This is a genomic window from Streptomyces sp. MBT53, from assembly GCF_016654115.1.
Taxonomy (GTDB): domain Bacteria; phylum Actinomycetota; class Actinomycetes; order Streptomycetales; family Streptomycetaceae; genus Streptomyces.
In genome coordinates this window covers 1-12,488 of the sequence record NZ_JAEQAZ010000246.1, presented here as the reverse complement: position 1 = coordinate 12,488, position 12,488 = coordinate 1, and the positions used below count along the sequence as shown (strand labels likewise).

Sequence of the window (12,488 nt, the reverse complement as noted above, 5' to 3'; positions counted from 1 at the left end):
CGCAGACACCGGGGTCGGGGGCGGGGCCGGGGCCGGGGACCGCATCGGCACCGGCCGACACGGATGCCGCCGACGGCAGTTCACCGGACCGGAGCACCAGCACTACCACCGCCACCGGATCCGGAGGGTCCACCACCCCTCGCCGCTCCCAGGCCTACGCCATCCTCACCATCCCCCGCCTCCACCTCCGCGTCCCGATCGCGGAAGGCGTCAGCAAGCGGAACGTGCTGAACAAGGGGTACGTCGGCCACTACCCCGGCACCCAACAGCCGGGCCAGGAAGGGAACTTCGCGCTCGCCGGGCATCGCAACACGCACGGCGAACCCTTCCGGTATCTCCCGCGGCTGCGGCTCAAGGACACCGTCCAGGTCGAGACCGGCACGGCCGTCTACACCTACACGGTCGACAAGATCCTGCCGCAGACCTCCGCCGCCGACTCCGGCGTCATCCGGCCGATCCCGCGCTCGACCGTCAAACCGTCCTACGGCTACAGCACGCCCGGCCACTACATCACCCTCACCACCTGCACCCCGGAGTTCACCTCCCGGTACCGCATGGCGGTGTGGGGCACGCTCACGTCCACGCGACCGCGCGCGTGACACCGGGGGGCCGTGACAGCGAGGGTCCGTGACACTGGGGGTCCGTGAACCCGAATCCGGTCAGTCGGCAAGTACTGGGTGAACGCCGTCCCTTTCCTCCGACGACACGGACCGTCCATGACCGATTCCGATGCACTGTGCCGTTCTTCTCCAAGAAGTGACCCGAGAAGTGATCCAAGAGGTGACCCCGGACAGGCCGACGCCGTACTCGTGGCCGCCTCGCTCGACGAACCCGAGCGTTTCGCCGTGCTGTTCGACCGGCACGCGCCCACCATCCACCAGTACGTCGCCCGGCGCCTCGGCCGGGACGCGGCCGACGACGTCACCGCCGAGACCTTTCTGACGGCCTTCCGGATCAGGGCCCGTTACGACAGCGGGCGGGCCGGTGTCCGCCCCTGGCTGCACGGCATCGCGGCCAAGCTGATCAGCCGGCACCGCCGTGAGGAGGTCAGGGCGCTGAAGCTGCTGGCCCGTACCGGTCACGACCCGGTGGCCGAGACCTGGACCGACTCCGCCGACGACCGGGTCACCGCGCAGGCCGCCTCCCGGCCGCTGGCCAAGGCGCTGGCCGCGCTCTCGGAGGGGGACCGGCACGCGCTGCTGCTGTTCGCCTGGGCGGACTTCACCTATCAGGAGATCGCCGAGGCCCTCGACATCCCGGTCGGCACCGTCCGCTCCCGGCTCAACCGGGCCCGCCGGAAACTCCGCGCGACGACAGCCCCGTACAGCCCACTCGATCCGCACGCACCGGAAGGTGATCCCGCATGAACGAGCCCGCCGACGCACGTGCCCTGCGTGTCGACATCCCCCTGCGCGCGGACGTGCCGTTGCCCGACAGTGACCGTCTCGCGCCCCAACGGGCCCTGCTCGCCGAGGCGTTCCGGCAGGAGGCGGTCGGCGCCGAACGGCCCGCCCCGGTTCCGCTGCCCCGCCGCAGGTTCGTCCTGATGACCGCCGCGGCGGCCACGGGGCTCGTCGTCACGGGTGGGATCGTGGCGGCACTCTCCGACGACGACGCCGCGGGTACCGCCCGCGCCACCACCACTACTCCCGCAGGGCGTCGGCTGCTCTCCGCGCAGGCCTCCGCGGACACCCTCGAACTGGCCGCCGCCACCGTGGAGAAGCTCGGCACGACCGAGCCCGGCCCGAAGCAGTGGGTCTACGAGAAGAGCACCTCGTTCGACCAGGGGAAGCCCCAGAGCAGCGAGCAGTGGACCCGTTGGGACGGCACGGGCGCCGCCCAACTGCCCGGCGTCCCGGGCGCGGGGGACATGTCGAACTTCGATCCGGACAGACTCCAGGTCCGGTACTTCCCCAACCAGGAGGAGAAGTGGAAGAGGGAGGGCTACGACGACCGGTCCCAGCGCCAGTTCTACCGCTTCCTGGCGACACTCCCGAGCGATCCCGACCGCATGATGGCCGCCATCCGCAAGGAGCACGCCATTGGTGACATCAAGGGTGAGACCACGGCACAGCGCGACTGGCGGGAGATCGACGTCCTCTACCGTTCCGTGCTGATCCCGCCGAACGCGCAGGCCGGACTGTTCCGGGCGCTCGCGAGGATTCCCGGGGCCCGGGTGGAGAAGGGGATCGAGGACCCCCTCGGGCGGGCGGCGATCGGGGTGACCGTGACGTACGCCAAGGCCACCGTCTCGGGCTGGCAGGGCAAGCAGGAACTGTTCTTCGACCCGAGGACGTATGTCTTCCTGGGGGAGGTCAGGCACGCCGCGCCGGTCGAGATTCCCCAGTGGGCCAAGGACGCCCAGGGCCCGTACGCGTCGGCCTCGCCCGCGCCCGGCACGGATCCCGACGCGATGATCACGGCCCGGGCCGCGTGGGGTGTCGTGGACAAGCCGGGGGAGCGGCCCTGAGGAGCGGGGGGAGCGGCCCTGAGGAGCGGGGCCGGTCAGGACTGCGCCCGCTCCCGCAGCACCACCACACTCACCGCCGCCAGTACCGCGAGGGCCGCCGACACCACCATCGCGATGTCCGCGCCGCGGGCGAGACCGCTGCCCGCCGATGTGGCGATCGCGATCGTCAGCGCAACGCCCGCGCACGAGCCGATGTAGCGGAAGGTCTGCTGTGCGCCGGAGCCCATCGCGGCCCGGGCGGCCGGTACGGACTCCACGGACAGCAGCGGCAGCGCGGCGTTCAGCAGGCCGCTGCCCACCCCGGCGATCACCAGTCCCGGCAGCAGTCGGGTCCAGGAACCGGAGTCGAGCGCGCCGAGCATGGTCAGGACGCCGGCCGCGTGGAGCAGGAATCCCAGGGCGAGTTGGTGCCGGGAGGAGACGCGGCCGGCGAGGCGGCGGGCCTGGAGGGCGACCGTGAAGGACAGGCCCGACCAGAGGAGGAACAGCCAGGCCGTGTCGATCGCGGACAGTCCCAGCGTCTGCTGCAGCAGCGCCGGCAGGAAGCTGAACAGGCCGATCACCGCGAAGCCCGTGAACAGGCCGCCCGCCGAGGAGGCCAGGAACGGGCGGTGACGCAGCAGGCTCAGGTCGATCATCGGGGTCGTACCCCGGCGCTCGACGAGGGCGAAGACGCCGACGAGCAGTACGGCCGCCAGCAGGAGCAGGCCGACCGGGGCGCGCAGCCAGCCGTCGCGGCCGAGGGTGAGTGCGGCCACGAGGGCGACCAGGGCCAGGCCGAAGGTGATCGCTCCGGCCAGGTCGGGGCGTCCGCCTCGGGGCGCGCGGGACTCGGAGAGGCTACGGACGCCCAGCGCGGCCACGACTAGGGCGGCGGCGCCGAGGACGACGTAGGCGAGGCGCCAGTCGGGCATCGCGCCCGTCACCAGGGGGCCGACCGCTATGCCGCCGCTGACGAACGCGCCCCACACGCCGGTCGCGTGCAGTCGGCCGCGCGGGGTCGGGAAGGCGTGCACGATCAGGCCCAGGCTGCTGGCCAGCAGTGCCGCGCTGGAGGCGCCCTGCGCGATGCGGGTCAGGGTGAACAGCAGGGTCGAGGAGGTGAGCGCGGAGAGCGCGGTGGTGATGCCCAGCGCGAAGGTGCCGGCGAGGAAGATCCGGCGGCGGCCGTAGTCGTCGGCGAGGCTGCCGGCGACCAGGAGCAGCGCGGCGAGGCCGAGCGGGGTGCCGTTCAGCAGCCAGGCCTGGGCGGAGAGGGGGGTGTGCAGGGCGGCGGCGATGTCGGGGAGCGTGACCATCGGCGCGGTGTACGTCATCAGCGCTACGGCGGTGGCCGCGCTGGTCAGGGCGAGGGTGGCGCGAGGGCGGGGCGCGTCGGCCTCGGTGACCTCGGGCTTTTCGGAAACCGGAGCGGAAACCGGAGCGGAAACCCGGGAGAGGGTTCGTTCACTGAACCTAGTCATGGGGAGTACCGTAGCACTGTGGGTTCGTTCATTGAACCTTGAGTCGGAAAATGGCTAAGGTGGTCGGCATGGCACTGGGCAAGGACTACGCGACGCAGGAGTGCTCGATCGCCCGGGCACTGGAGGTGGTCGGCGAGCGCTGGACGCTGCTCGTCATCCGCGACGCCCTCTACGGCGTACGGCGCTACAACGACTTCCTCGTCCACCTCGGCATCCCGCGCGCGGTCCTCGCCGCCCGCCTCCAGGCGCTCACCGCCGAGGGCATCCTCGAAAAGCGCCGCTACCAGGAGTCGCCGCCGCGCGACGAGTACGTCCCCACGGACCGCGCGCTCGCCCTCTGGCCGACGCTGCGCTCACTCGGCCGCTGGGGCCGCGAGCAGTTCGACGAACCCCAGCTGCGCTATTTCCGGCACGCCGACTGCGGCACCGAACTCGGCCTGTACGGCGAGTGCCCGCGCTGCGCGGTCGTCGTCCCCGTCCCCGACGTCCTCGTGGACCCGGGCCCCGGACTCGACCCGAACCCGGCGGACCCGATCAGCCGCGCCCTCCTCAAGCCGCGCCGACTGCTCCAGCCGTTCGAGTCCGATCAGGTATAACGGACGGTACGAGAACGGCAGTTGAGGGGAGGGGGCAGTCGATGGTCCGCGATCGCGCCGCCGTACTGCTCCTCGTGCTGCTGCTCCCGCTGGTGCTGGCCGACACCGGCAGCCTCCCGGCCGCCGTCGCGCTCGCCGCGACCGGCACCGCCCTCGCCGTCTGCGCCCTCCTCCCCGCGCGCAGCGCGCCCGCCGTGCCTCCCACCCGGGTCCGTACGGCCATCCGCGACCGGGCCCGCCGTACGGCATTCCTGCCCCAGCGCGACCCCGACGCCTCGGGCCGCCCCCGCCCCCGAGCACCCGGCACCACCCTCCGGACGACCACCGCGTAACGCGTTCCCGCGCGGGTCGTCACTTCGCCATGCCCCACTCCGGCACGACGAGACCCACGGAGGGCTCACCCATGTCCGTACTCACCCATGTCGTCGGCCAACTCGCCGACCTGCTCCACCCGTTGTGCGGCCCGTCCGCGGTCGCCGCCGCGATCGTCCTGTTCACCGCGCTCGTACGACTCCTCGTCCATCCGCTCTCCCGGGCCGCCGCGCGCGGACAGCGGGCGCGGGCCCAACTCCAGCCGCAGGTCGCCGAGTTGCGGAAGCGGTACGCGAAGCAGCCGGAGAAACTGCAGAAGGCCGTACTGGAGTTGCACGCCGACGCCAAGGTGTCACCGCTGTCCGGGCTGCTGCCGACCCTGCTGCAACTCCCGGCGTTCTTCCTGCTGTACCGGCTCTTCTCCGGCGGAGGCGACGAGCTGCTCACCCACCGGCTGTTCGCCGCGCCGCTCGGCGGACGGTGGGCCGACGCGCTCGCCGGGGGCGGGGTGTTCGGGCCGGCCGGGCTCGTCTACGTCGGCCTGTTCCTCGTCGTCGCCGTGGTCGCCGGCTTCAGCTACGTCCGTGCCCGGCGGACGGCCGTCGACGCCGGCGCGGTCGGCCGCGTGCTGCCCTTCATGTCCTTCTTCACCCTCGTCACCGTGGCCGTGGTGCCGCTCGCCGTCGCCCTGTACGTGGTGACCAGCGCGGCCTGGAGCGCCGCCGAACGGGCCCTGCTCTACAGCTGAGCGGCGCGGTGCCGGTCCAGTCCGTGAACCGGGTATTGCGGACTGGACTGTGAGCTTGGAGGATCGACCAGTCATCCGATGGCTGCACCCATCGGTCGACGGCGCCCGCACGATCGATGGAGATGGTGAAGATGAAGCTGCTGCGAGTCGGTACGGCGGGGGCGGAGCGGCCCGCGCTGCTCGACGCCGAGGGGACCCTGCGGGACCTGTCCGGCATCGTCCCGGACATCGACGGACCGCTGCTCGCCGACAGCGCCGCGCTCGGCCGGATCCGCGCGGCGGCCGACGCGGGCTCGCTGCCCGCGCTGGACGCCGACGGGCTGCGGGTCGGGCCGCCGCTGGCACGGATCGGCAAGGTCGTGTGCATCGGGCTGAACTACCACGACCACGCCCGCGAGACCGGCGCCGAGCCGCCCGCCGAGCCGGTCGTCTTCTTCAAGGCGGCGGACACGGTCGTCGGGCCCTACGACACCGTGCTCGTCCCGCGCAAGTCGGTGAAGACCGACTGGGAGGTCGAACTCGCCGTCGTCATCGGCCGTACGGCCCGCTACCTGGACTCCCACGAGGAGGCGCTCGCGCATGTCGCGGGGTACGCGGTCGCGCACGACGTGTCCGAGCGGGAGTTCCAGATCGAGCGGGGCGGTACCTGGGACAAGGGCAAGAACTGCGAGACGTTCAACCCGCTGGGCCCGTGGCTGGTGACCTCCGACGAGGTGCCGGACCCCCAGGCGCTCTCGCTGAAGCTGTGGGTCAACGGCGAGCTGAAGCAGGACGGGACGACCGCCGAGCAGATCTTCCCGGTCGCCGAAGTGGTGCGCTACGTAAGCCAGTTCATGACCCTGTACCCCGGTGATGTCATCAACACCGGTACGCCGGCGGGGGTCGCGCTCGGGCAGCCCGAACCGAAGCCGTTCCTGCGGGCCGGGGACGTCGTGGAGCTGGAGATCTCCGGACTCGGGCGGCAGCGGCAGGAGTTGAAGGACGCCTGACGAACAACGGGTAACCAATGTGATGTGAATCACCGGAACGCCCGTCGCCTGTAGGACAGTTCCGGGTATGACGTACACCCCCACGGCCGCCGGTCCGGCGCGCGAGACGGCACCGGACCCGCGGCCCGCCCCTGCGGCGCGGCCACCGCTGCGGCCCGACATCCAGGGGCTGCGCGGCCTCGCCGTCACGCTCGTCGTGCTGGCGCACTCCGGAGTCCGGCACGTCGCCGGCGGCTATGTCGGGGTCGACGTCTTCTTCGTGATCTCCGGATTCCTCATCACCTCGGGCCTGTTGCGCGAGACGGCGCGCACCGGCTCGCTCTCCCCGCGGCGCTTCTACGCCCGCCGTGCGGTACGCATCCTCCCGCTGGCGACCCTGGTGTCGCTGGCCACCATCCTGGGCTGCCGGCTCTTCGCCTCGAAGATCCGCTACGCCGAGTTCATGCACGACGCGGCGGCGGGCGCGCTGTACTTCGTGAACGTCGACCTCGCGCGGTCCGGCACCGACTACCTGCGCGAGGGCGGCTCGCCCTCGCCCTTCCAGCACCTGTGGTCGCTGTCCGTGGAGGAGCAGTTCTACCTCCTGTGGCCCGTACTCCTGCTGGTCAGCTGGAAGTTGATACGACGTCCGGGGCTGCGGGTGTTGCCGCTCGGCGTGTTGTGCGTGGTGTCGTACGTCCTGGGTGTCCGGACGATCGAAGTCTCGCCGTCCTGGGCGTACTTCGGTCCGCACACGCGGCTGTGGGAACTGGGCGTCGGAGCCCTGCTGGCCTTCGCCGCCGGGTCACTTGACCGCCTCCCGCGCCAACTGACCGCAGCTGGTGTGTGGTTCGGGCTGGCCGGCATAGCCGCGGCGGCGACGCTGTACGACGCCGACACCCCCTTCCCCGGCCACTTCGCGCTGCTGCCGGTGCTCGGCGCCGCCCTGGTGATAGCGGGCGGCTGCCGCGCCGACGCCCCGTCCGCAGCCTCCCGGCTGGTCGGGGTACGCCCCCTGGCCCGGCTGGGCGACCTCTCCTACGGCTGGTACCTCTGGCACTGGCCGCTACTGGTGATCGGCCCCATGGCCCTGGAACGGACGGCCGGGCCCCGGACCAACCTCGCGCTGTGCGCGGTGGCCCTGGCGCTGGCCTGGGTGAGCCTGCGGCTGGTGGAGAACCCGATCCGGTTCAGCGCCGCGCTGCGTCAACGGCCCACGGTGGCCGTGGGGTTGGGCCTCGCTCTGTCCGCGACGGTCGTGTCCGTCGCCGTCGTCTCGACGTCCTTCCCGCCGTCGATCGGCTCCACCGCCCGCGTGCCCGGGCTGGCCGAGACCCTGACGAAGGCCTCCGACCCCCAGGCCCGGCTCGCCGACCTCCTCACCTCACCCGCGACCGCGCTGCCGAGCAACCTGTCACCCGAACTCACCGCCATCAAGGCGAAGCGCTCGGCCGTCTACCTCGACAGCTGCCACCTCAACTACGTCGTCACCCGCTCGCCCGCCTGTGTCTACGGTGATCCTTCGTCCTCGAAGGTCGTCGTCCTCTACGGCGACTCCCACGCCGCCCAGTGGTTCCCGGCGCTGGAGAAGCTGAGCCGTCAATACGGCTGGAAACTCGTGTCGTTGACGAAGTCGTCCTGCAAGACGGCCGACATCACGATCATCAACAACCACGGCCCGTACACCTCGTGCGACACCTGGCGGAAGGACGCGCTGGACCGGATCGCCGACCTGCACCCGATGCTGGTCGTGGCCTCCTCCTCCGAGGTGGCCGCGCCGTACAAGCCGATGCAGGACCCGCAGGCCGAGTGGACGGCGGGCTACGCACGCGTCTACGACCGCCTGACCCGGGCCGCGGACCATGTGGCCGTCCTGCTCGACACCCCCTGGCCGCAGGGCGACCCCGTCGAATGCGCGTCGACGCATCCACTGCGGCTGGAGAAGTGCGAGCAGGACCAGAGCGACGCGACCAAGAACCGCACCCTCCGCGAGGCCAACCGCCAGGGCGCCCTCAGCGCCGGCGCCACGGTGATCGACCCCAAGCCCTGGCTGTGCCCCTCGTCGGGCGCCTGCCCCGTGGCCGTCGGCGACACCTTCGTCTACCGCGACGAGAGCCACATGGCGGAGACTTATGCGGAGGCGCTGACTCCGGTGCTGGACCAGGAACTGCGGAAGCTGGGGATGTGAGGGCCGGTGCGTCAGCGGCACGAGTTCAAGGACGCGTAGGCTGGTCAGGAGAAGGAGGGCACCATGGCCGTTGCGCAGACCGAAGTAACACTGGAGGAGTTCGAAGCGCTCGATGCCGCGGCGCCGGAGAGCCTCCACGTCGAGCTGATCAACGGGAGGGTGATCGTGACTCCGGCTCCGGACGGTGACCACGACGAGAACGTCATGTCCGTCGGAGACCAGGTGCGGGCGCATGATCCAGGGCTGCGCATGTACCAGGAGCGAGGGCTGGCCATTCCCGCCTATCGCGCCGGGCGCGCTCGGGTCGTTGGTGCGGTCGCCCCGCTCGGGAACTTCCGGGGGCAGCCGTCCTGGGCGGATGCCTCGGCCGTCCTGATGGTCGTAGAGGTGACGTCGGGTAGCGAGAAGGACGCGGACGCGGACCGCGTCGAGAAGCGTGACGCCTACGCCCAGGCCGCCCTGCCGGTGTATCTGCTCGTCGACCGGCACCGTGGCGAGGTGGTCGTGCACTGGGAGCCCGAAGGCGGTCGATACCAGCACTCGCAGAAGGCGGTTTTCGGCGCGAAGCTCGGGCTGCCCGAGCCCTTCGGGTTCGACCTGGACACGTCTGACCTGGCGTAGGTCCACCCAGCCGGACGGACACGCGATCCTCGGCCGAGTGCTAGGTCGCTGCGACGAGCGGGACGGCGTTGCGGGCGGCGTTGCTGCCGCCCAACCAGACCGCGCCGTAGCCGAGTTGCTCCAGCTCGGCCGAGGCTTCGGCCAACTCGCCCCGCCGGGACGGATCTTCGGAGCGCAGCGCCACGCTCCAGATGCCGTACCGGCCGACTGTCTCCTTCAGGGCACTGCTCATCGGTCCCGTTCCCTCCGGTGTCGGATGTACTGGACGTGCTGGACAGTCCCAACCGGAGGGAACCCGGGGCTAATTCCGTTCCTCGTCCTTCGTGTCGTCGTCCAGGAACTGCTCCAGCGCCGCCACCACGAACCGGTGGTCCTGCAGTTGCGGCAGGCCGCTCACCGTCACCGTGCCGATGACGCCGACGCCCTCGACCCTGATCGGGAACGAGCCGCCGTGGGCCGCGTACTCGTCGGGGTCGAGGCGGGAGGAGTCCTCGAAGGTGCTGCCCTTGGCGCGGAAGCGGGTGCCGACCAGGTAGGACGCGGCGCCGAAGCGCTCGACGACCCTGCGCTTGCGGTCGATCCACGCGTCGTTGTCGGGGGTCGAGCCCGGCAGCGCGGCGTGGAAGAGCTGCTGGCCGGCGCGGCGGATGTCGATGGCGACCGGGGCCTGGCTCTCCTGGGCGAGTTCCACGAGGAGGGAGCCGAGCCGCCAGGCGTCGTCGTGGGTGAAGTGCTGGAACACCAACCGGCGTTCCTGCGCTTCGAGTTCCTCCACCGTCGGGGTGATCTCGGGGGCGATCCGCTGGGTGATCGCGGGCTTGTGCTGGGTCACAGGGTCACCGTCACTCCGTCGCGGGCGCTGCGGCGCGCGGCTTCCAGTACGTCGAGGGCGGCAGCCGCCTCCAGGGCGGTCACCGGGTTGGGGGCGCCGTCGCGGAGGGCGGCGGCGACGGCCGCGTAGTACGCGGGGTAGTCACCGGGGAGGGTGGGTTCGGGGCGGCCACCGCCGGTCAGCGGGGATTCGCCGGAGCCGACACGGCCGTAGAGCGACTCGGGTTCCTCGCCCCAGCCGGCCACTGCGCCCGGGCGCCTGCCGTCCCGCAGGTCCGCCTCCTGGGGGTCGAGGCCGTACTTGACGTAACCCGCCTTGGAGCCCAACACGCGGAAGCGCGGGCCGAGTTGGGCGGTGGTCGCGGAGACGTAGAGATGCGAGCGGACGCCGTTCGCGTGGGTCAGCGCGATGAACGTGTCGTCGTCCGTCTCCGCGCCCGGCCGGCGGATGTCCGACTCGGCGTACACGGAGGTCACGGGCCCGAAGAGGGTCAGCGCCTGGTCGACGACATGGCTGCCGAGGTCGTAGAGCAGACCTCCGATCTCTGCCGGGTCGCCGGACTCGCGCCAGCCGCCCTTGGGCTGCGGGCGCCAGCGCTCGAAACGGGACTCGAAGCGCCATACGTCGCCCAGCTCGCCCTCGGCCAGCAGCTTGCGCAGGGTCAGGAAGTCGTTGTCCCAGCGGCGGTTCTGGAAGACGGAGAGGAGCAGACCGTGCTGCTCGGCGAGGGCCGCCAGCTCGCGGGCCTCGGCCGCCGTGCCGGCGATCGGCTTGTCCACGACGACCGGCAGGCCGGCCTTCAGGGCCGCCGTCGCGAGCGCCACGTGCGTCTTGTTCGGCGACGCGATGACGATCAGGTCCAACTCGGCGGCGCGGTCCAGGAGTTCGTCCGGCGACGCGGCGATGCGGACGTCGGGGAACTCGGCGCGGGCCTGGTCCTGGCGCTCCGGGTTCGAGGTGACGACCGTGTCGAGGGCGAGGCCCTCGGTGGCGGCGATCAGCGGGGCGTGGAAGACGGAGCCCGCGAGGCCGTAGCCGACGAGGCCGACGCGGAGGGGTGTGCGAGTGGTGCGTCCAGTCATGCCCTCCACTTTCGCAACGCTGTTGCCAAAGTGCAAGTGGTGGGGAGAATGGGGGAGTGAACAGTGCGCGGAGCGGGAGTGGAACCGGATCGACGGGCGGACCGGGTGCGGTGGGTGCGGTGGGTGCGAATCTGCTTGCCGTGCGCAGTCACAACACCGCGCTGGTGCTCGATCTGCTGCGGACCGCCGGGCCGGACGGGATCAGCCGTCTCGAACTCGCCGATCGCACCGGGCTCACCCCCCAGGCCGTCAGCAAGATCACGGCCCGGCTGCGCGAGCCCGGCCTGGTCACGGAGGCCGGGCGCCGCGCCTCCACGGGCGGCAAACCGCGCACGGTCCTGCGCCTGGTACCGGAGGCCGGCCACGCGGTCGGTGTGCATCTGGACCGGGACGAACTGCGGGTCGTCCTCGTCGATCTCACCGGGACGGTGGTCGGGGAGCGGAGCGCTCCGCTGGACCTGGGGGCGGGTGCCGCGGTGGTCGTGGAGGCGGTGGCCCGGGAGGTCGAGGGGGTGGTGGGCGTTGCCGTGGGCCAGTTGCTCGGTGTGGGTGTGGCCCTGCCCGGTCCCCTCGATCACATCCACGGTGTGCTGCATCGCGTCACCGGGTTTCCCGAGTGGGACGGGTTTCCGCTGCGGGACGCGCTCGGGGCGCGGCTCGGGGTGCCGGTCGTCGTCGACAAGGACACGAACGCCGCCGCGCTCGGACTGGCCGTCGGCGGGGAGGGCGGGGCCTTCGCCTATCTGCATCTCGGTACGGGGCTCGGCGCCGGGCTGGTGATCGGCGGGGGTGTGCACCGGGGGGCGCGGACCGGGGCCGGGGAGTTCGGGCACCAGGTCATCCAGCTGGACGGGCCGCCCTGCGACTGCGGGAACCGGGGCTGTATCGAGGCCCTGTGCCTGGCCGCCGTAGGGCGCGGGGATGTGGGGGAGGCGGCGCGGGTGCTGGGCGCGGGTGCCGCGAACCTCGTGGGGCTGCTCGACATCGACCTCGTGCTGCTGGGCGGCCGTACCGTCACCGCCGACCCGGAGCCCTTCGTGCGCGGAGTCGCCGCCGTCCTCGGCGAACGCGCCCGGCGCGAGGGCGGCGCGGGCGAGGCCGCCGTACCGGTACGGGTCGCCTCCGGCGGAGCGCGGGGCGTGGCGGAGGGGGCGGCGCAGTTGCTGCTCGGACCGTTGTTCGGGCGGGCGGACGGGTAGGCCGTGGGG

13 protein-coding genes and 1 pseudogene are annotated in these 12,488 nt (G+C 71.9%); 10 read left to right on the top strand and 4 right to left on the bottom strand.

Annotated features, from left to right (window positions below; genetic code table 11):
• The 3 genes from JHN45_RS45995 to JHN45_RS45985 all read left to right on the top strand — a co-directional run.
• Window positions 1–599: class E sortase (locus JHN45_RS45995; protein ID WP_201055363.1), on the top strand; the 599-nt coding region annotated here is incomplete at its 5' end.
• A 210-nt stretch (window positions 600–809) separates the two neighbouring features.
• Window positions 810–1,367, top strand: coding sequence for a sigma-70 family RNA polymerase sigma factor (locus JHN45_RS45990; protein WP_307783386.1), 558 nt, complete (start codon window positions 810–812; stop codon window positions 1,365–1,367).
• The gene (locus tag JHN45_RS45985) at window positions 1,364–2,470 is read left to right on the top strand and encodes a CU044_5270 family protein (RefSeq protein WP_200717118.1); all 1,107 of its coding nucleotides are present in this window, start codon (window positions 1,364–1,366) and stop codon (window positions 2,468–2,470) included. The genes JHN45_RS45990 and JHN45_RS45985 overlap by 4 nt, the downstream gene beginning before the upstream one ends.
• A gap of 35 nt (window positions 2,471–2,505) precedes the next feature.
• On the opposite strand, the gene JHN45_RS45980 is transcribed toward JHN45_RS45985, so the two are convergent.
• Entirely contained in the window at window positions 2,506–3,933 is a 1,428-nt protein-coding gene (locus JHN45_RS45980) for an MFS transporter (RefSeq protein ID WP_201055362.1), read from the bottom strand.
• Between the two features lie 68 nt (window positions 3,934–4,001).
• On the opposite strand from JHN45_RS45980, the gene JHN45_RS45975 reads away from it, so the two are divergent.
• From JHN45_RS45975 to JHN45_RS45950, 6 genes are all read left to right on the top strand, one after another.
• On the top strand, window positions 4,002–4,529 hold the full coding sequence (locus tag JHN45_RS45975; protein ID WP_200717116.1) for a helix-turn-helix domain-containing protein: 528 nt from the start codon (window positions 4,002–4,004) through the stop codon (window positions 4,527–4,529).
• 41 nt (window positions 4,530–4,570) lie between these two features.
• Window positions 4,571–4,861 carry a DUF6412 domain-containing protein gene (locus tag JHN45_RS45970; protein WP_201055361.1) on the top strand — a complete coding sequence of 97 codons (291 nt, stop codon included), beginning with the start codon at window positions 4,571–4,573 and terminating at the stop codon, window positions 4,859–4,861.
• 71 nt (window positions 4,862–4,932) lie between these two features.
• Window positions 4,933–5,589 (top strand): membrane protein insertase YidC, encoded by a 657-nt coding sequence (locus JHN45_RS45965; RefSeq protein WP_201055360.1) that lies wholly within the window; start codon window positions 4,933–4,935, stop codon window positions 5,587–5,589.
• 131 nt (window positions 5,590–5,720) lie between these two features.
• Window positions 5,721–6,578 carry a fumarylacetoacetate hydrolase family protein gene (locus JHN45_RS45960; protein WP_201055359.1) on the top strand — a complete coding sequence of 286 codons (858 nt, stop codon included), beginning with the start codon at window positions 5,721–5,723 and terminating at the stop codon, window positions 6,576–6,578.
• A 67-nt stretch (window positions 6,579–6,645) separates the two neighbouring features.
• Window positions 6,646–8,745, top strand: coding sequence for an acyltransferase family protein (locus tag JHN45_RS45955; protein ID WP_201055358.1), 2,100 nt, complete (start codon window positions 6,646–6,648; stop codon window positions 8,743–8,745).
• A gap of 63 nt (window positions 8,746–8,808) precedes the next feature.
• Entirely contained in the window at window positions 8,809–9,366 is a 558-nt protein-coding gene (locus tag JHN45_RS45950; RefSeq protein WP_201055356.1) for a Uma2 family endonuclease, read from the top strand.
• Window positions 9,367–9,409: 43 nt separating this feature from the next.
• Here JHN45_RS45950 and JHN45_RS45945 read toward each other — a convergent pair.
• The 3 genes and pseudogenes from JHN45_RS45945 to JHN45_RS45935 all read right to left on the bottom strand — a co-directional run.
• A pseudogene (locus JHN45_RS45945) lies at window positions 9,410–9,598 on the bottom strand (LLM class F420-dependent oxidoreductase); the annotation flags it as partial.
• A 69-nt stretch (window positions 9,599–9,667) separates the two neighbouring features.
• The gene (locus JHN45_RS45940; protein WP_201055355.1) at window positions 9,668–10,198 is read right to left on the bottom strand and encodes a heme-degrading domain-containing protein; all 531 of its coding nucleotides are present in this window, start codon (window positions 10,196–10,198) and stop codon (window positions 9,668–9,670) included.
• Window positions 10,195–11,280, bottom strand: coding sequence for a Gfo/Idh/MocA family oxidoreductase (locus JHN45_RS45935; RefSeq protein ID WP_201055354.1), 1,086 nt, complete (start codon window positions 11,278–11,280; stop codon window positions 10,195–10,197). Before JHN45_RS45935 ends, JHN45_RS45940 begins: the two co-directional genes overlap by 4 nt.
• 119 nt (window positions 11,281–11,399) lie before the next feature.
• Between JHN45_RS45935 and JHN45_RS45930 the strand changes: the two genes are divergently transcribed.
• Complete coding sequence (locus JHN45_RS45930; RefSeq protein ID WP_201055353.1) at window positions 11,400–12,479, top strand: ROK family transcriptional regulator; 1,080 nt, start codon at window positions 11,400–11,402, stop codon at window positions 12,477–12,479.
• Window positions 12,480–12,488: the final 9 nt, after the last annotated feature.